Raw genomic sequence first — 16777 nt, 5'->3', positions numbered from 1 at the left:
CTTAAGCGTCAGGCCCCGACGGCGAGGACTTCGCGGCCGTTATAGTGGCCGCAGGCGTCGCACAGATTGTGCGGGCGCTTCAGTTCGCCGCAGTTCGAGCATTCCTGGAATGCTTCGACGCGCAGCGAATCGTGGCTGCGGCGCATGCCGCGACGGGAGGGGGACGTTTTCCTCTTGGGGACAGCCATGTCGGCACCTTATTCCGTAATTGATCGTTTAGTGCGACTGGCCAGTTCCGTCTGGATGCGGACGCCAACGGCGCCGCAGACCCATGCGGCCCGGATGATCGCGAAGCCCTGCGCCTATAGCGCTTTTTGGCCCATGCGCAAGTCCTTCTTGCCCCGGCATCCTGTCGCCCTATTCTGGCCGCGTCACGATAATGCGGGGGAAATCCGATGTTGCTGCCGATCACACTGACGCTGGCCGCCGCCTGCGCGCTGCTCAACATGTGGCTGGGGGTTCGCTGCGCGCGAATCCGGATTTCCGGCCAGGTGCTGCATGGCGACGGCGGCAGCGCGCTGTTGGCCAAGCGGATGCGGGCCCATGCCAATTTCATCGAATATGTGCCGGTGACGCTGATTCTCTTCGGACTGGTGGAACTGGCGATCGGGGCGTCGATGTGGCTCTGGGGCGCGGCGCTGGCGCTGGTGTTGGCGCGAATCGCCCATGCCTTTGGGATGGACGCGGAGAAATCGACTGTTTGGCGCGCTGGCGGGGCGCTGCTGACCTGGGTGGTGATGGTCGGGATGGCGGTGGCCGCGCTGTATGTCGCCTATGGAGCGACGCGGGAGGTACCTGCGCCGCCCGCCATGGCCATGATCCGATAGAATCAGGCCAGGACGGAATCCGCGACGAAGGGATTGGTGCGGCGTTCATGGGCGAAGTTGCTCATCGGGCCATGACCGGGAACGAACGCCGTGTCGCCGCCCAAGGGCCAGAGCTTGCCGGTGATCGCGTCGATCAGATCCTGATGGTTGCCCAACGGAAAGTCGGTTCGGCCGATCGACCCCTGAAACAGCACGTCACCGACGATGGCAAGCTTGCTGGGGGCGTGGTGGAAGACGACATGGCCCGGCGTGTGGCCGGGGCAGTGATAGACGTCGAGCGTCAGATTGCCGACCGTCACCTGATCGCCGTCGTGGAGCCAGCGGTCGGGTTCGAAACTCTCGCCATTAATGCCATATTTCTGACCGTCTTCGCCCAGGCGGTCGATCCAGAAACGGTCGGCTTCATGCGGCCCTTCGATCGGCACGCCCAAGTCTCGGGCAAGGATACCCGCCTGGCCGCAATGGTCGATATGGCCATGGGTGACGAGGATCTTCTCAATGGTGACGCCATGCTGCTCCGCCGCCTTTTTCAGCACCGGCAGGTCGCCGCCCGGATCGACGAAGGCACCGCGATTGGTCGCCGTGCACCAGAAAAGCGTGCAATTCTGCTGGAGCGGCGTCACGGGAATCAGGGCGGCTTTCAGGGGCGGAGTCGTCATGCCGCTGATGTGGCGAAGCTGCGCGCCGGGCGCAAGGTTTAGGGCCAATCGACATTCAGATGATGATATGCCGAAAATGGTGGTTTTTCGTGACCCTTGAAGCGAGTCACGTGCCTCGCTTCAACGCAGCGTACTAAAAGTACGTGAGCACCGGAAGCACGGAAAAGCGCCATTTGCAGGCCGTCAGGGCTGAATGTCGATTGGCCCTAGCCCACATTCTCCGTGGCGAACGGTTCCGCCAGGCTGATGCTGTCGAGCACCTTGGCCGTTTCATCGCGCACGCGGAGCATCACCCTATGCAGCCTGCATTCCGATTCGGGCAGGCAATTGGTGCACGTCTCATGCGCGAAACGGCTGGCGCAGGGCGTAAGCGCCAGCGAACCCCGCGTCAGCCGGACGATGTCGCCATAGCTGATGTCGACCGGCGCCAGCGCCAGCCAATAGCCCCCGTCGCGCCCCCGCTGGGTCGCGACCAGCCCTTCCCGCGCCAGTTCCGACAGGATCACCGTCAGGAATTTGGACGGAATATTCTGGCGCGTGGCGATCTCGTTCAGGGGCACCGGGCCTTGCCGGTAGCGGTCTGCGAGATGCTGGAGGGCACGGATGGCGTAACGGGTCTTCTGCGAAAGCATGGGGCTGTTATTCGCTTCCGCCGAAGATTTGACAAGCCATCAGGGCGCGGGATTCAGCGCTTCACGCGCCTGTTTGGGAAAATCGCTGAACATGGCGTCCACGCCCGTGCGGGCAACCGCCTGGACATAGCCTGCAAAGTCCCCCCTGCCCTGCGGATCGTCAGGGCGCTGGAAGGCGGCGGGCAGGAAGCTGTTTTCCATGCGCAGCGTCCAGACATGGACTTGCAGTCCCGCATCATGGGCGCGCCCGACCAGCCCCGTCGGGCCTTCGGGCGCCAACACCATGGCGGTCGCCGGACCGATGCCGTCGGCATAATCCGCGATCTGCTTCAGCCCCTGCGTCGTCATCATGTCGGCATAGGTCGTGCCCGGCGCATCGGCGGGGCCGCCCTCGCCCTCGACAAGCTGAATCAGGCGCAGGCGGGACACGGCGCGCAGAGCCTTCAGATTGCCGACCTCGAAGGATTGGATGAAGACCGGATCAGCCTCCGTCTGATAGCCATATTGGCTGAGCAGCGCGAGCAGCGGCGCCTGATGGGCCAGGCCGATTCCAGCGAAATAGCTGGGATGCTTGGTTTCGGGATAGAGGCCGATGCGGCGGCCGGTTTCCGCTTCCTTGGCGCGGACCAGCTTCAATATCTCCTCGAAGGTCGGGATCGGATAGAGATCGTTGAAGCGGCTGTTGGCGGCACGAAACTGCGGCAACCTCTCGCGAGCGCGTAGCGTGCGCAGTTCCGCGAGGGTGAAATCCTCGGTGAACCAGCCGGTGACGGGCTGACCATCGATCGTCTTGCTGGTCTTGCGAGCGGCGAATTCGGGATGATCCGCGACGTCGGTGGTGCCGCTTATCTCATTTTCATGCCGGGCGACGAGAACGCCGTCGCGGGTCAGCACCAGATCCGGTTCGATATAATCGGCGCCCTGGTCGATTGCGCGTTCATAAGCGGCGAGCGTATGTTCGGGCCGCTCGCCGCTGGCGCCGCGATGGGCGATGATGAAGGGTTCGGCCATCACGGGCGCCGCCGTCAAAAGAGCGAGGAGGAGGATGGCGGCTGTGCGGAGCATCCTCCCGAAAATCATGCCTTCACCCGCTCCAGAGCGTCCTCATAGGTGGTCGCCTTGAAGCCGACGACGGTGCGGTCACCCAGATCCAGGATCGGGCGCTTGATCATCGAGGGGTTGCTCATCATCAGCAGCACCGCCTTGTCCGCGTCGATATGCGCCTTGTCGCCGGCATCCAATGCCTTGAAGGTCGTGCCGGAACGGTTGAGGATGGTTTCCCACCCATGTTCCTCAACCCAGCCGCGCAGCGCCGTCTCGTCGACGCCCGACACCTTGTAATCGTGGAAGCTGTAGGGCTTGCCGCTATTGTCGAGGAAATTGCGCGCCTTCTTGATCGTGTCGCAATTCTTGATGCCGTACATGGTCAGCATGGGACTTATCCTTTGAAGGCGGTGACTTCGATCTCGATCTTCATCTCCGGCTTGATGAGGCCGGTGACGATGCAGCTCGCGGCGGGGCGAATCTCACCGAAAATCGGTGCGGTCGCCTGGCCCAGCTCGTCCCAATAAGCGGGGTCGGTGATATAATAGGTCACGCGCACCACGTCCGCAAAGGAGAAGCCGGCTTCTTCCAGCGCCTTGCCGATGACCTTCAGCGCGTTCCGGCCCTGATCCACAACGGATTCGGGCATGGCCTTGGTTTCGGGATCAGTGCCGGTTGTTCCGGCGACGAAGCACCAGTCGCCCTGGACGACGGCGCGCGAATAGCCGACCTGCGCCTCGAAAGGCGAGCCGGAGGAAATGAGCTGGCGGGGCATGGGGATTCCCTTTGTGCAGACCTGGGAGAAATGGGGCGGAAAGGATCGTGGCGGCTCTTGCCCCGTTCGCAGGATACTGTCCAGCGCCTTTTGCCGGAAGGGAACGGCGCGGACCGCTGGCCGTTGAAGCGGGGAAGGAGACAGGCCATGAACCGACCCGACAACACCCCTTTCCCCGACAGCGGCGAAGAGAATAGCGAGCAAGCCGAAGCGGGTTCGCAGGCCCAGGATGTAGCCGGGGAGGCGCGGACGCGCTCGACCGATCGGGCGGAGGATAGCGAACGCGGCGGGCGGCCCAATCCGGCGCAGATCCTGCCGGACGATACGCCCGATCTGGTCGAGAAGATGGAGGAGATGAACCGGTCGGGCCGGATCGACAATGATGCCTTTGCCGGGGAACCGCAGATGGATGATGAGGAAGACAGCCTCGGTCCGACCGAGGATGAGGATTAGCTGTTTTAGGCCGCGTCCTGGTTCAAGGACAGGTTGATCATGCCCCGCGCCATATGGCTGAGCGCCTCTGCCATGGCCCCGGCGAGGTCCGGATCGAGGCCGGGTTGCGCCTCGATCGCGCGGGTCATGGCGGTGGCCCATTGATCCGCCAGCACCGACGTGATCGGAAAGGCGCGGTGCAGCGACATGATGCATTGGCCGCGCTCGAACCAGTCGCGGGGACCGCCCGCCCAGCCCGCCAGGAACCGGGTGAGGCCGTGGCGCACGGCGTTCAGGTCCGCCGCATGGATGGCGCGCAGGTCGGCATAGGCCGAATCCTGCTCGATCAGGTCGTAGAAGCGGTTGGCGATGGCGGCCACGGCTGGCTCGCCGCCGATGCGGGCATAAGGGGTGGTCATGGAGCCTCCTGCTGGTGGGATCAGCGTGGCGGCTGGGGCCGAGCGGTCATTGATCCTGGTCAAATCGGAAGGTTTTGACGCGAGACGGGCCGAACAAGTTTCGTTATGGCCGCGTCATGAGCCGAAGATCGAGGAAGAGCCGCAGCGATGTGGTGTGGCTGGCGGAGGCGCGCCGGGCGGGCCGAGGGCGGTTGCAAAGCAGGAAAGGGAAGGCGCCGTCGCTGGCGCCGCTCGTCATCGGCGGGGTGCTGATCGGCGCCGGTCTGGGCTGGTTCGGACCCGAGATGATGCAGCGCTTTCAGAACAGCCGGTGGGAGCAGATCGCGTCACCGGCGGCGGACGACAGCCTGTCGGCGCAGTTCGGATTTTGCCACACGGGCGGCGGAACCAATTGCGTCGTCGACGGCGACACCTTCTGGTTCCACGGGGAGAAGGTGCGAGTGATGGATATCGACGCGCCCGAAACCCATGATCCGCGCTGTGCCGGGGAAGCGGCCTTGGGCGCGCGGGCGACGCAGCGGTTGCAGCAATTGATGAATGCCGGCCCCTTCTCGCTGGAGAGCGGGGATCGGGAGACGGATCGCTATGGGCGGTCGTTGCGGGTGGTGACGCGGGGCGGGGAGTCGCTTGGCGAGACGTTGGTGGCCGAAGGACTGGCGCGGGAATGGGATGGCGCGCGGCATCCCTGGTGCTGAAGTCCGGGGGGAGGACAAGCCTCCCCCATCGGATTCTTAGCGGCAGTTCAGGCTGCCCCGGTCGATTTCGCGACCAAGCAGCGCGCCTGCGCCTGCGCCGATGATGACGCCAGCGGTGTTCGAGCGTCCACGGTCGAGCTGGCCGCCGAGCAGGCCACCCAGCGCCGCGCCGACGATCAGGCCGGTGGTGCCGTCCGAGCGGCGGCAATAATAGCGATCGTCATAGCCGCGATAGATGCGGGTGCTGCGGGTCACGCGGATCGGCTCATACCCATCGCGATAATAGCGGTCCGGGCGATAATAGCGGCCATAGCGCGGGTCCGGGCGGTTCCAGTCATAGCTGTAGACGACCCCGCTCGGGCGGCGCCAGCCTTCGTGACGGCCATTGTCATGCCGTCCGCCATGCTTCCAGTCGTCGCGGCCATGGCCCTTGCCATGCCCGGCCCAGGGTGGCGGGTCGGCGGCGGCAGGGGCTGCGCTCAGCGTCACGGCGCCGAGCGACAAGGCGGCAAAAGCGGCTTTCAGGGTGAACTTCATCTCTGGCTCCCTTGGCTGATTAGTCAATGGGAGCACAACATCCGAAAGCGGATAAACGTTGCATGAACGGAACAAAACATTGTGTTCATGTGGCCGTCAGTTTTCGGGCCGGCAATCAGAAAAGGCTGTTGATCGCGCCCTTTTGCTGATCGGTGACGGCGTCGGCGGTCGCGCTGCTATCGTCCTTGTCGGAAGTGCCCACGAACTGGATCGCCGTCAGGATTACAAGCACCGCCCAAAGCACCGCCATCCAGCGGCTGGTGAAGAGGGAGGAGAGACGGACGCCGAACATGAGCGGGAGGTTAGGCAATTGCGAATAATAAAGAGTTACCTGGCTCGATCACATTTGAGCCGAATGCATCCCATCCTCCGGGACGCATCATCGCCTGACAGCGCACCTTTGTTACCGCAATCCGGGTAATCGCAAGCGATGTAACGGTCCCGATCCATTACATCGCTACGATGGCGCTCCTAGAGCAGAATCCGACCCGATTGCATCGGATCGGCTGCTCTAGACCTTTGTTTTGCCGCGTTTTCCGAGTCAGCAGATGATTCTATCTGCTTAGAAAACGCTCTAGCCTTGAATGCCTTACTCCGCCGCGATCCCCGCTGCCTTGAACATATCCGGGTCGCCAGCTTCATCGGCGTTGGCGGCGGTGCCGCTCTTGAGTTTGCTGCGGCGGTCGAACGCATCCCACACATCGTTCCACTGGCCGCGCGTGGCGCCCTTCGAATATTCCGTCGCGCGGGTTTCGAAGAAATTGGCATGCTCGACGCCGTTCAGCAGCGGGGTCAGCCAGGGGAGCGGATGCTCGTCGATCATGTAGATTGGCTTCAGACCCAATTGCCCCAGGCGCCAGTCAGCGATGTAACGGACATATTTCTTGATGTCCTTGGGCGTCATGCCGGGGACCGGGCCCATTTCGAAGACGAGATCGACGAAGGCATCCTCGATCCGCACCGTCTTCTGGCACATATCCATGATGTCGTCCTTGACCGACGCGGTCAGGCAATCGCGTTCCTTCACAAAGGCGTGGAACAGGCGGATGATGCCTTCGCAGTGCAGCGTCTCGTCGCGGACCGACCAGGTGACGATCTGGCCCATGCCCTTCATCTTGTTGAAGCGCGGGAAGTTCATCAGCATCGCGAAGCTGGCGAAGAGCTGCAAGCCCTCCGTAAAGCCGCCGAACATGGCGAGCGTCTTGGCGATGTCCTCGTCCGTGTCGACGCCGAACTGCTGGAGATAGTCGTGTTTGTCCTTCATCTCCTTATACTGCATGAAGGCGCTATATTCGCTCTCGGGCATGCCGATAGTGTCGAGCAGGTGCGAATAGGCGGCGATGTGGACCGTTTCCATGTTGCTAAACGCGGTCAGCATCATCTTGATTTCGGTTGGCTTGAACACGCGGCCATATTTTTCGTGGTAGCAGTCCTGCACTTCCACATCGGCCTGGGTGAAGAAGCGGAAGATCTGGGTGAGCAGGTTGCGCTCATGGTCGCTCAATTTCTGCGCCCAATCGCGGCAATCCTCGCCCAGCGGCACTTCCTCCGGCAGCCAGTGGAGCTGCTGCTGGCGCTTCCAGAACTCATAGGCCCAGGGATATTCGAAGGGCTTGTAGACCTTGCTGGCTTGAAGAAGAGGCATGGGTCGAACTCCTCAGTTCGTAAAATAGGTGAAGGAAGCGGCGACAACCAGTCCGATCACGCCGATCATGATTTCTTTGCGGCCTTTTTTACGGACGGTCGCGCTATCCGAAGGCGGGATAGTGCCATAGGCTTTCCATCCCCGCCGCTGTTCGAAGTAACTTTCCTCACCACTGGCTATGAAGGCCGCATTCCCCTGCGCCACCCGATCAGCCCGCACCACGGCATAGATGCCATAGCCGATCGAACAGAATGACATGGCGACGACAAACCACATGGCTAACGGCCCTGCACAGAAGCGCAGCGGAACTCCTCTCCCACAAGGGGAGAGGAGATTAACTCACTGGCAGGCGAGGCACTCGTCATAGTCGGTGGTCTCGCCAATTTCGAATTTCGGGGCGTCGATGGTGTTGTCCGCTTCGACCCCGCCTGCGAAACCGGCGCGCTGCACCGACTTGGAGCGCAGATAATAGAGCGACTTGATGCCCAGTTCCCACGCCCGGTAGTGGAGCATGAGCAGATCCCATTTCTCCACATCCGCCGGGATGAACAGGTTCAGCGACTGCGCCTGATCGATGAAGGGCGTGCGGTCGGCGGCCAGTTCGAGCAGCCAGCGCTGATCGATCTCGAAACTGGTCTTGAACGTGTCCTTCTCTTCCTGGCTGAGGAAGTCGAGATGCTGGACGCTGCCGCCCTTTTCCAGGATCGAGTTCCAGACGGCCGTGCTGTCCTTCGCCTTTTCGACCAGCAGCTTTTCGAGATAGGGGTTCTTGATCGCGAAGCTGCCCGACAGCGTCTTGTGGGTGTAGATGTTCGCCGGAATCGGCTCGATACAGGCGCTGGTGCCGCCGCAGATGATGGAGATCGACGCGGTGGGCGCGATCGCCATCTTGCAGGAGAAGCGCTCCATCACCCCCATGTCGGCGGCGTCCGGGCACGGGCCGCGCTCGACAGCGAGCTGCATCGAGGCTTCGGCGGCCTTTTCGCTGATATGCTTGAAGATGCGCAAGTTCCACGACTTGGCCATCGCGCCTTCAAACGGAAGTCCCCGGGCCTGGAGGAAGGAGTGGAACCCCATCACCCCCAGGCCCACTGACCGTTCACGGCTCGCACTATATTTCGCCCGCGCCATTTCCGGCGGCGCGCGGTCGACATAGTCCTGCAGCACATTGTCGAGGAAGCGCATGACATCCTCGACAAACTGCTTGTCGTCCTTCCACTCATCCCAGGTTTCGAGATTGAGCGAAGAAAGGCAGCAGACTGCCGTGCGGTCATTGCCGATATGGTCGCGACCCGTCGGCAAAGTGATTTCGGAGCAAAGGTTCGACGTCGACACCTTGAGGCCCAGATCGCGGTGATGCTTGGGCATCATGCGGTTCACGGTGTCGTTGAAGACGATATAGGGCTCGCCGGTGGCGAGGCGGACCTCGACCAGCTTCTGGAACAGGGCGCGGGCGTTGACGCTGCCGCGCACCGACTGGTCCTTGGGACTGCGCAGATTAAATTCGGTGCCGTCGCGGACCGCTTCCATGAACTCGTCGGTCAGCAGCACGCCATGGTGGAGGTTCAACGCCTTGCGGTTGAAGTCACCGGACGTCTTGCGGATTTCGAGGAACTCCTCGATCTCCGGGTGGGAGACGTCGAGATAGCAGGCGGCCGAACCGCGGCGCAGGCTGCCCTGGCTGATCGCGAGGGTGAGGCTGTCCATCACGCGGACGAAGGGGATGATGCCGCTAGTCTTGCCGTTGAGGCCGACCGGCTCCCCGATACCGCGCACATTGCCCCAATAGGTGCCGATGCCGCCGCCGCGCGAGGCGAGCCAGACATTCTCGTTCCAGGTGTTGACGATGCCTTCCAGGCTGTCGTCCACCGAGTTCAGATAGCAACTGATCGGCAGACCCCGACCCGTGCCGCCGTTCGACAGGACGGGCGTGGCGGGCATGAACCAGAGGCGCGAAATATAGTCATAGACGCGCTGGGCATGGTCGGCATCGTCGGCATAAGCGGCGGCGACGCGGGCGAACAGGTCCTGATAGCTTTCGCCGGGCAGCAGATAGCGGTCCTGGAGCGTGTCCTTGCCGAAGTCGGTCAGCAGCGCGTCGCGGCTGGCGTCGGTCGTGACGTGAAAACGGCGCTCCAGCACGCTGGACGAAGACATGGGGGACGAGCTGGAAACGGCGTCGGCCTTGGGGGCTGGCGCTACCTTCTTCTTTTCCGCCACGGTTTCGACCACTTCGTCAATCACGGTTGCCACGTCGCTTGCACTCACCTGTTCGCTGTCTCGAAAATCCATACCAGCCCCCGAATGTTCCTGTTTCGTTCGATTCGGTCAAGCCGCTGCCGGCCGGGCCGAAACAACTTAGCATTTTCGACCCGGTCAGGCACGGAAATGGGGCCAGCAGGCGCAATCGCAAGGGCAAAAATACCCTCCCTCCGGGAACCAGCCCGGTAGGCACGATCACAATCTGTTGGGTAACCCCCGTTAACCTGATACAAGGGATAGTGCCACAGCTTCATTTCCTTTCAAGGGGGTAAATGACAATTCGGGGACTCGGTTCGTCGCCGCCCCGACTCATTTCATCGACGGTTCGGCACGTCGCAACGCAGCGACGCATGGACTTTCCTTGGCTTGCCAAAAGGCAAGAGGGACAATTTCGATTGTAAAATAAATTTGGCTTGCCACGGAAATGCGCGAAAGCGGTGCTACGACCCATGGCGTTTCGTGACCGTGGCATGACAAGATATAGTGTGAAGGCGCTGCGAAAAGCCGATCCAGATCAATGAAGGGGGTGTTTTCCGCCCCAGGAGAGGAGCCGACATGATTCTCTATTACCACCCCCTCTCCTCCTATTGCTGGAAGGTGCTGATCGCCCTTTACGAGAATGGCACGGCGTTCGAACCGCGCATGCTGGAAGACCCGGCTGTCGCGGAAGCCTGGCTGGCGTTATGGCCGCTAGGGAAATTCCCCGTGCTGCGCGATGAGTCGCGGGACCGGACGATCGCGGAGACCAGCATCATCGTCGAATATCTGGGGCAGCATCGTCCGGGGCCGTTCCGCCCGATTCCCGACGATGCCGACGCCGCGCTGGAGGTGCGGCTGATGGACCGGCTGTTCGACAATTATGTGATGGCGCCGGTGCAGGCGATCGTCGGGGACAAGATTCGGCCCGAAGGGGTGGCGCGCGATGGCTATGCCGTGGGAGAGGCGCGGCGGATGCTGGGCAAGGCCTATGCGCTATTGGAAGCGCGGATGGCGGGGCGGCGATGGGCGGCGGGGGACGACTTCACGCTGGCTGATTGCGCGGCGGCGCCAGCGTTGTTCTATGCGGACAAGATCGAGCCGATGCGGGGCGGCTTTCCGGGGCTGGGCGCCTATCTGGAGCGGCTGGAGGCGCGGAAGAGCTTTGCGCGGGTGCTGCGGGAGAAGGAGCCGTGGTGGCATATGTTCCCGTTCGCGGATGAGGGGGCTTAGACCCGCCAGGCGCGCGGGGCATGGCGGGAAACGCCCTCCCCGGCGCTCGGCTTCGTGCCGCCACTGGACTCGCGCGCGATTCCCTACTAGCCGCTGCCCTGCATGGACCCGCCGTGCAGAGGCGGGCCTTAGACTAGGGACCAGGGTAGATGACCGTCATCAAGACCGCCGATCTGATCGAGAGCGTTGCCGATGCGCTCCAGTTCATCAGTTACTATCATCCGATGGATTATATTCGCGCGCTGGGCAAAGCCTATGACGCCGAAGCCAATCCGGCGGCCAAGGACGCCATCGCCCAGATCCTGACCAACAGCCGCATGTGCGCCGAAGGGCACCGCCCGATCTGCCAGGACACCGGCATCGTCAACGTCTTCATCAAATGGGGCATGGACTGCCGCCTGGACGACAACAGCCGCTCGATGCAGGACGTGGTCGATGAAGGCGTGCGCAAGGCCTATCTCAACCCGGAAAACCGCCTGCGCGCCTCGATCCTGAAGGATCCCGCGTTCAGCCGCGTCAATACGAAGGACAACACGCCCTGCGTGCTGAATGTCGAACTGGTGCCGGGCAACAAGGTGATCGTGGACGTCGCGGCCAAGGGCGGCGGCTCCGAGAACAAGACCAAGTTCAAGATGATGAACCCGAGCGACTCCATCGTCGACTGGGTGCTGGAAATGATCCCGCAAATGGGCGCGGGCTGGTGCCCTCCCGGCATGCTGGGCATCGGCATTGGCGGCACCGCGGAAAAGGCCGTGGCGCTGGCCAAGGAATCGCTGATGGAGCCCATCGACATGGGTGAACTGAAAGCACGCGGGCCGCAGAACGAGATTGAGAAGCTGCGGATCGAGATTTTCGACAAGGTCAATGCGCTGGGCATCGGCGCGCAGGGTCTGGGCGGGCTTTCGACCATCCTGGACGTCAAGATCTACGACTATCCCTGCCATGCGGCGGGCAAGCCGGTGGCGATGATCCCCAACTGCGCGGCGACGCGTCACGCGCATTTCACGCTGGACGGTTCGGGTCCAGCCTATCTGGAGGCGCCGAAGATCAGCGAATGGCCGCAGGTCGATTGGAAGCCCAGCAAGGAAGCGATCCGCGTCGATCTCGACACGCTGACGCCCGAAGTGGTGCAGAGCTGGAAACATGGCGACCGACTGTTGCTGAACGGCAAGATGCTGACCGGGCGCGACGCGGCGCACAAGCGTATCCAGGACATGCTGGCCCGCGGCGAGGAGCTTCCGGTCGATTTCAAGGGCCGCGTGATCTACTATGTCGGCCCGGTCGATCCGGTGCGCGACGAAGTGGTCGGTCCGGCCGGTCCGACGACCGCGACCCGAATGGACAAGTTCATGGACATGATGCTGGAACAGGGCTTGGCCGCCTGCGTCGGCAAGGCCGAGCGCGGTCCGGCGGCGACGGATTCGATCGCCAAGCATAAGAGCGCCTACCTCATGGCGGTCGGCGGCGCGGCCTATCTGGTGGCCCGCGCCATCAAGGCGGCCAAGGTGGTCGGCTTCGAGGATCTGGGCATGGAAGCGATCTACGAGTTCGATGTGCAGGACATGCCCGTCACCGTCGCGGTCGATAGCGAAGGCCAGAATGTCCACCGCCTCGCCCCGCTGGTGTGGCAGGAAAAAATCCGGAAGGAACATCTGCTCGAAGGCGCGTAAGCGTCTCTTTCCTTCATTTGGACAAGGACGCGCCGCCCGGTCTTCCAGCGGCGCGTTTTTTTTGCAGCCCATTGAGTATCGATCATGTCCTTTCCGATCTGGTTGCCCGCGACATTGCTGGCAGGCGGAGTGCAGGCCTGGCGGACCGCGGTGCAACGGCGAGTCAGCAAGGAACTGTCCGTCAATGCCGCCGGACTGGTGCGCTATCTCTATGGCCTACCCTTCGCGCTGATGCTGCTGGGCGGATACCGGCTGCTCTTTCCCGGCCCCCTGCCCTCGCCTGATCCGCTGTTCCTGCTGTTCTGCCTGGGTGGCGGGCTGGCGCAGATCATCGCCACCAACCTGCTGATCATGGCCTTTGCCCATCGCAATTTCGTTGTCGGCACCGCCTATTCCAAGACAGAGGCGGTGCAGGGCGCCATCCTCTCCTTCCTGCTGATGGGGGAGCGGCTGCATCCGCTCGCCTGGGCGGGGATCGGCTGCGGGGTGATGGGGGTCATGCTGTTGTCGACCGGCGGCAAGCGGGCAGGCTTCATCCGCGCCCTGGGGCAGCCGGCCGCGCTTTGCGGGATAGCGTCAGGCTTTTTCTTCGCGCTGGCCGCGATCGGCGTGCGGCGGGCGACGCAGCAAGTGGGCAGCAGCGATCCGATCCTCGCCGCCTTGATCGTGCTGGTGGTGACGGTCGTGCTGCAAACGGGGATGCAGGGGGGCTATCTGCTGCTGCGCGAGCCGGAACAGATGCGCAAGGCGCTGCATAGCTGGCGGGTTTCGGGACAGGTCGGGCTGCTGTCCGCGCTCGGTTCGGCCTGCTGGTTCACCGGCTTTGCGACGGCGCCAGTCGCGCTGGTGCGGATCGTGGGACAGGTCGAGGTCGCCTTCACTTTGGGCTTTGGCCATTTCTATCTGGGCGAGCGGATGGCGCGCAGCGAAGTCATGGGGCTGATGCTGGTGGCGGGCGGAGTCGTGCTGGCGCTGATGGGCGCGCTATAGCGGTTCACCGCATCGATAACGCTTCTTTTACTATCGTCCGATAGCTCCCTTTACCGTGAGAAATCAGGCAAGAACCGAGACTGTCGCGCAAGCGGTGATGAAGGTGGCCAAGCTATCGGGCGACCTTGGCATCCGCACGCTCGATTTGCAGGCGGACATCAGTGAGCTGGCGGATCGCGTCACCCATCAGGCCCGCACGATCGAGGCGATCAGCGGCGCGGCGGCACAGCTTTCGGGCGACGGGGAAAGCGTGGCGCTGGCCGGACAGGATGCGCGGGAAAAGGCGGTCGCGGCGCGGAGCATCATCGATGATTCCGGGCGGCAATTGTCCGACGCCAACGGCAATTTCGTCGACCTGATCGAGCGGGTCAGCAGCGTGCATGAGCGGCTGGACGGCTTTCGCGAGGCGCTCAAGACCGTGGCCCATGTCACCAGCGTGATCAGCGGAATCGCCAGCCAGACCAATTTGCTGGCGCTCAACGCCACCATCGAGGCGGCCCGCGCGGGCGACGCCGGGCGCGGCTTTGCCGTGGTCGCCGCCGAGGTCAAGAAGCTGGCGCAGGAAACCGCCGCCGCCACCCAGACCATCGACCAGTCGATCGGCGCGCTGACCGGCGAGGCGGGCAAAATGCTGGAGGGCATCGTCCATGGCGCGGAAACCGCCCGCACCGCGCTCAACGACACCAAGAATATCGAACTGCTGGTCGAACGGCTGAGCGCGTTGATGCAGGATCTGTCCAGCAACAGCGAGACCGTGGCGGAACGCATCGCCTCCATCGTCGGATCGGCGGGCGAGATACGCGGCGGGCTGGCGGCGCTGGCGAGCACCTCCACCGACAATGCGGGGGGCTTGCAAAGGCTGTCGGGCCGCATTTCCACCGCCAGCGACGACACGAACCAACTGCTGCAACTGGTGGCGGAAAGCGGCGTCGAGATACCCGATTCGCCCTATATCGATTTCTGCCTGGACGCCGCGCAAACGGTGAGCGATGCGCTGGAACATGCCATTGTCGAAGGCCGCCTGACGGAACGCGACCTGTTCAGCGAAATCTATACGCCGATCCCCGGCACGCAACCGGCGCAATATAGCCATCCGGTGCAGCCCGTGCTGATTCCCCCGGCGCGGGTGCAGCAGGAACGGGCGCGTGGCTTTCCGGGGCTGTTCGGCATGACCTTCACCGACCGCAACAGCTTCGGCGCGGTCGCCATGCCGGAACGGTCGCATCCGCAGCGGCCGGGCGATGATAATTGGAACTTCGAATATTCGCGCCAGGGGCTGATCTTCGATTATCCCGACACGCGTGAGCAATGCAAGATTACCCAGCCCTTCTGCATCAAGGCCTATCGGCGGCTGAATGCCGCAGGCGAGGTCATCCTGCTAAAGCAGGTGATCGCCTCCATCCACGTGCGCGGACGGCATTGGGGGATTTTACAGATGGCCTATCAGGATCAGGGATAAGCGAGATTGCTGCTTGGCCTGATCGGGCTGGAAGTGGTCAATTGCAGATATTACAGGTTGTCATCCCAGCGAAAGCTGGGACCGCGTGAGGCTAGGCCGTACCCTATCGCCTGAGATCCCAGCTTTCGCTGGGATGACGGAAATGATGTCGGCTTCCCACCCAAATCCGACATCCATCGCATTTACGATAGAGAGCAATCCGCTCTCAACTCTTGCCGACGCTCCGAACCGCGCTATGTCCCTCCCCGTCATCATAGCGGGAGACGGCATGGGCCGCATCGTCGGGAAAATCGTGAAGGGCTTGGGCGCTGCGTTGCTGTTTCTGGCGGTCGCCCTGTGCCTGGCAGTGACCATCGTTCCGCCCTTTCTCGACCGCATCTATTATGAAGGGCCGGTCAGTCGCCATTATGACGGCGCGCATTTCTTCAATCCCGATGGGGAAATCCGGTTTCCCGCGCCGCCGGGCAGCAACCGACAAGGCTTCATCGCACGCTGGCTGATGGGGCGGGACGACCGCCCCTCATGGCCCGACATGGTGGCGGTCAAGCCCTCGCGCCCACCCGCCTTCGCCGCGCCCAAGGGGATGATGGCGACCTGGGTGGGGCATGCCACCGTGCTGGTGCAGGCGGCGGGCCTCAATATCCTGACCGATCCGATCTGGTCGGACCATGCCAGCCCCTTTCCCCCGCTGGGGCCGAAGCGGGTGGCGCGGCCGGGGGTGCGCTTCGACAATCTGCCGAAGATCGACCTCATCCTCATCAGCCACAATCATTATGACCATATGGACATCCCCACGCTGAAAAGACTGTGGGAGCGGGACCGGCCCAAGATCATCACGAGCCTGGGCAACGACGCGATCCTGAAGGCCAACGGCATCCCGTCGATGGCGCTCGACTGGGGGCAGTCGGTGAGCGGCGCGGCGCTGAACGGCCTGGGCAGCGACACGGTGATCCAGTGCGAGAATTACGAGCATTGCCCGGATTATCGCGTCCATGTGCTGCGCAACCATCATTGGAGCAGCCGCTGGAACACGGACCGCAGCCGGGCGCTCTGGTCGAGTTTCTTCATCAGCACGCGGGCGGGGAACATCTTCTTCGCAGGCGACACCGGCGCGGGAGACATGGCCTGGCCGGAAGAAGCGGCGCGGCTGGGGCCGATAAGGCTGGCGATGATCCCGATCGGGGCGTTCCGTTTCTATCCGGGGCAGATGCAGTCGGATTCGCATATCGGACCGGAACAGGCGGTGCGGGTGTTCGAAAAGCTCAAGGCCTCGACCGCGATTCCCATCCATTGGGGGACGTTCCGCCTGTCCTATGAGAAACGGGATACCCCGCCGAAGATGCTGGAACTCTATCTGCGTTGCGCCGGGATCGAACGGAAACGCTTCGCGCCGCTCAGGATCGGACAGTCGATCCTGGTGCCGGGCTATGCGCCGGTGCCGCGTGGGGCGAAAAGCTGTGACCGGCGGGCTATCGCAGCGCTGGAATGATGAAGACGCCGGGCGGTTTCGGCCAATTGCGGA

Annotated in this window: 20 protein-coding genes; 8 read left to right on the top strand and 12 right to left on the bottom strand. The window is 62.9% G+C overall.

Going from position 1 to position 16777, the window contains the following annotated elements:
- Positions 1 to 8 precede the first annotated feature (8 nt).
- Positions 9 to 188 (bottom strand): 50S ribosomal protein L32, encoded by a 180-nt coding sequence (gene rpmF, locus HHL26_RS05790; RefSeq protein WP_066560085.1) that lies wholly within the window; start codon positions 186 to 188, stop codon positions 9 to 11.
- A gap of 207 nt (positions 189 to 395) precedes the next feature.
- On the opposite strand from rpmF, the gene HHL26_RS05785 reads away from it, so the two are divergent.
- On the top strand, positions 396 to 827 hold the full coding sequence (locus tag HHL26_RS05785) for an MAPEG family protein (RefSeq protein WP_066560088.1): 432 nt from the start codon (positions 396 to 398) through the stop codon (positions 825 to 827).
- A gap of 2 nt (positions 828 to 829) precedes the next feature.
- Here the strand turns inward: HHL26_RS05785 and HHL26_RS05780 are convergent, their stop codons facing one another.
- The 5 genes from HHL26_RS05780 to HHL26_RS05760 all read right to left on the bottom strand — a co-directional run bounded on the left by HHL26_RS05780 (position 830) and on the right by HHL26_RS05760 (position 3937).
- Positions 830 to 1486, bottom strand: coding sequence for an MBL fold metallo-hydrolase (locus tag HHL26_RS05780; RefSeq protein WP_066561981.1), 657 nt, complete (start codon positions 1484 to 1486; stop codon positions 830 to 832).
- A gap of 206 nt (positions 1487 to 1692) precedes the next feature.
- Positions 1693 to 2118 (bottom strand): Rrf2 family transcriptional regulator, encoded by a 426-nt coding sequence (locus HHL26_RS05775; protein WP_066560091.1) that lies wholly within the window; start codon positions 2116 to 2118, stop codon positions 1693 to 1695.
- Positions 2119 to 2157: 39 nt separating this feature from the next.
- Positions 2158 to 3198, bottom strand: a complete 1041-nt coding sequence (locus HHL26_RS05770) for a glycerophosphodiester phosphodiesterase (RefSeq protein WP_066560092.1) — start codon at positions 3196 to 3198, stop codon at positions 2158 to 2160.
- Positions 3195 to 3551 carry an ArsC family reductase gene (locus tag HHL26_RS05765; RefSeq protein ID WP_066560099.1) on the bottom strand — a complete coding sequence of 119 codons (357 nt, stop codon included), beginning with the start codon at positions 3549 to 3551 and terminating at the stop codon, positions 3195 to 3197. Before HHL26_RS05765 ends, HHL26_RS05770 begins: the two co-directional genes overlap by 4 nt.
- A 5-nt stretch (positions 3552 to 3556) precedes the next feature.
- Positions 3557 to 3937 carry a RidA family protein gene (locus tag HHL26_RS05760; protein WP_066560102.1) on the bottom strand — a complete coding sequence of 127 codons (381 nt, stop codon included), beginning with the start codon at positions 3935 to 3937 and terminating at the stop codon, positions 3557 to 3559.
- Between the two features lie 147 nt (positions 3938 to 4084).
- On the opposite strand from HHL26_RS05760, the gene HHL26_RS05755 reads away from it, so the two are divergent.
- The gene (locus HHL26_RS05755) at positions 4085 to 4390 is read left to right on the top strand and encodes a hypothetical protein (protein ID WP_066560104.1); all 306 of its coding nucleotides are present in this window, start codon (positions 4085 to 4087) and stop codon (positions 4388 to 4390) included.
- Between the two features lie 5 nt (positions 4391 to 4395).
- Here HHL26_RS05755 and HHL26_RS05750 read toward each other — a convergent pair whose 3' ends face one another.
- Positions 4396 to 4788 carry a globin gene (locus HHL26_RS05750; RefSeq protein WP_066560105.1) on the bottom strand — a complete coding sequence of 131 codons (393 nt, stop codon included), beginning with the start codon at positions 4786 to 4788 and terminating at the stop codon, positions 4396 to 4398.
- A 116-nt stretch (positions 4789 to 4904) separates the two neighbouring features.
- Between HHL26_RS05750 and HHL26_RS05745 the strand changes: the two genes are divergently transcribed.
- On the top strand, positions 4905 to 5483 hold the full coding sequence (locus HHL26_RS05745) for a thermonuclease family protein (protein ID WP_066561982.1): 579 nt from the start codon (positions 4905 to 4907) through the stop codon (positions 5481 to 5483).
- Between the two features lie 36 nt (positions 5484 to 5519).
- On the opposite strand, the gene HHL26_RS05740 is transcribed toward HHL26_RS05745, so the two are convergent.
- From HHL26_RS05740 to HHL26_RS05720, 5 genes are all read right to left on the bottom strand, one after another.
- A complete protein-coding gene (locus HHL26_RS05740; RefSeq protein WP_066560109.1) occupies positions 5520 to 6020 on the bottom strand; it encodes a glycine zipper 2TM domain-containing protein in 501 nt (166 codons plus the stop codon).
- Positions 6021 to 6135: 115 nt separating this feature from the next.
- On the bottom strand, positions 6136 to 6312 hold the full coding sequence (locus HHL26_RS05735) for a hypothetical protein (protein ID WP_169575959.1): 177 nt from the start codon (positions 6310 to 6312) through the stop codon (positions 6136 to 6138).
- Between the two features lie 297 nt (positions 6313 to 6609).
- The gene (locus tag HHL26_RS05730) at positions 6610 to 7665 is read right to left on the bottom strand and encodes a ribonucleotide-diphosphate reductase subunit beta (protein ID WP_066560112.1); all 1056 of its coding nucleotides are present in this window, start codon (positions 7663 to 7665) and stop codon (positions 6610 to 6612) included.
- 12 nt (positions 7666 to 7677) lie between these two features.
- Entirely contained in the window at positions 7678 to 7941 is a 264-nt protein-coding gene (locus HHL26_RS05725; RefSeq protein ID WP_066560113.1) for a hypothetical protein, read from the bottom strand.
- Positions 7942 to 8004: 63 nt separating this feature from the next.
- Positions 8005 to 9957 (bottom strand): ribonucleoside-diphosphate reductase subunit alpha, encoded by a 1953-nt coding sequence (locus HHL26_RS05720; RefSeq protein ID WP_066560114.1) that lies wholly within the window; start codon positions 9955 to 9957, stop codon positions 8005 to 8007.
- A 525-nt stretch (positions 9958 to 10482) separates the two neighbouring features.
- Between HHL26_RS05720 and HHL26_RS05715 the strand changes: the two genes are divergently transcribed.
- The 5 genes from HHL26_RS05715 (at position 10483) to HHL26_RS05695 (ending at position 16744) form a co-directional block, all read left to right on the top strand.
- On the top strand, positions 10483 to 11136 hold the full coding sequence (locus HHL26_RS05715) for a glutathione S-transferase family protein (RefSeq protein ID WP_066560115.1): 654 nt from the start codon (positions 10483 to 10485) through the stop codon (positions 11134 to 11136).
- Between the two features lie 149 nt (positions 11137 to 11285).
- Positions 11286 to 12806, top strand: a complete 1521-nt coding sequence (locus HHL26_RS05710; protein ID WP_066560121.1) for a fumarate hydratase — start codon at positions 11286 to 11288, stop codon at positions 12804 to 12806.
- Positions 12807 to 12887: 81 nt separating this feature from the next.
- Positions 12888 to 13796, top strand: coding sequence for a DMT family transporter (locus tag HHL26_RS05705; RefSeq protein ID WP_169576050.1), 909 nt, complete (start codon positions 12888 to 12890; stop codon positions 13794 to 13796).
- 97 nt (positions 13797 to 13893) lie between these two features.
- Positions 13894 to 15255, top strand: coding sequence for a methyl-accepting chemotaxis protein (locus HHL26_RS05700; protein WP_066560135.1), 1362 nt, complete (start codon positions 13894 to 13896; stop codon positions 15253 to 15255).
- A 268-nt stretch (positions 15256 to 15523) separates the two neighbouring features.
- Positions 15524 to 16744, top strand: a complete 1221-nt coding sequence (locus HHL26_RS05695; protein ID WP_066560146.1) for an MBL fold metallo-hydrolase — start codon at positions 15524 to 15526, stop codon at positions 16742 to 16744.
- The last annotated feature ends 33 nt before the right edge of the window (positions 16745 to 16777 follow it).

Source organism: Sphingobium sp. TB-6 (assembly GCF_012927365.1).
GTDB lineage: Bacteria > Pseudomonadota > Alphaproteobacteria > Sphingomonadales > Sphingomonadaceae > Sphingobium.
This window is presented reverse-complemented; position numbering and strand designations above follow the sequence as displayed.

Coding starts and splice junctions, on each gene's coding strand:
- HHL26_RS05770 (WP_066560092.1), bottom strand. CDS start 3,198: ATGATTTTCGGGAGGATGCTCCGCACAGCCGCCATCCTCCTCCTCGCT.
- HHL26_RS05755 (WP_066560104.1), top strand. CDS start 4,085: ATGAACCGACCCGACAACACCCCTTTCCCCGACAGCGGCGAAGAGAAT.
- HHL26_RS05720 (WP_066560114.1), bottom strand. CDS start 9,957: ATGGATTTTCGAGACAGCGAACAGGTGAGTGCAAGCGACGTGGCAACC.
- HHL26_RS05735 (WP_169575959.1), bottom strand. CDS start 6,312: ATGTTCGGCGTCCGTCTCTCCTCCCTCTTCACCAGCCGCTGGATGGCG.
- HHL26_RS05785 (WP_066560088.1), top strand. CDS start 396: ATGTTGCTGCCGATCACACTGACGCTGGCCGCCGCCTGCGCGCTGCTC.
- HHL26_RS05780 (WP_066561981.1), bottom strand. CDS start 1,486: ATGACGACTCCGCCCCTGAAAGCCGCCCTGATTCCCGTGACGCCGCTC.
- HHL26_RS05700 (WP_066560135.1), top strand. CDS start 13,894: ATGAAGGTGGCCAAGCTATCGGGCGACCTTGGCATCCGCACGCTCGAT.
- HHL26_RS05695 (WP_066560146.1), top strand. CDS start 15,524: ATGGGCCGCATCGTCGGGAAAATCGTGAAGGGCTTGGGCGCTGCGTTG.
- HHL26_RS05760 (WP_066560102.1), bottom strand. CDS start 3,937: ATGCCCCGCCAGCTCATTTCCTCCGGCTCGCCTTTCGAGGCGCAGGTC.
- HHL26_RS05710 (WP_066560121.1), top strand. CDS start 11,286: ATGACCGTCATCAAGACCGCCGATCTGATCGAGAGCGTTGCCGATGCG.
- HHL26_RS05775 (WP_066560091.1), bottom strand. CDS start 2,118: ATGCTTTCGCAGAAGACCCGTTACGCCATCCGTGCCCTCCAGCATCTC.
- HHL26_RS05750 (WP_066560105.1), bottom strand. CDS start 4,788: ATGACCACCCCTTATGCCCGCATCGGCGGCGAGCCAGCCGTGGCCGCC.
- HHL26_RS05765 (WP_066560099.1), bottom strand. CDS start 3,551: ATGCTGACCATGTACGGCATCAAGAATTGCGACACGATCAAGAAGGCG.
- HHL26_RS05740 (WP_066560109.1), bottom strand. CDS start 6,020: ATGAAGTTCACCCTGAAAGCCGCTTTTGCCGCCTTGTCGCTCGGCGCC.
- HHL26_RS05745 (WP_066561982.1), top strand. CDS start 4,905: ATGAGCCGAAGATCGAGGAAGAGCCGCAGCGATGTGGTGTGGCTGGCG.
- HHL26_RS05715 (WP_066560115.1), top strand. CDS start 10,483: ATGATTCTCTATTACCACCCCCTCTCCTCCTATTGCTGGAAGGTGCTG.
- rpmF (WP_066560085.1), bottom strand. CDS start 188: ATGGCTGTCCCCAAGAGGAAAACGTCCCCCTCCCGTCGCGGCATGCGC.
- HHL26_RS05730 (WP_066560112.1), bottom strand. CDS start 7,665: ATGCCTCTTCTTCAAGCCAGCAAGGTCTACAAGCCCTTCGAATATCCC.
- HHL26_RS05725 (WP_066560113.1), bottom strand. CDS start 7,941: ATGTGGTTTGTCGTCGCCATGTCATTCTGTTCGATCGGCTATGGCATC.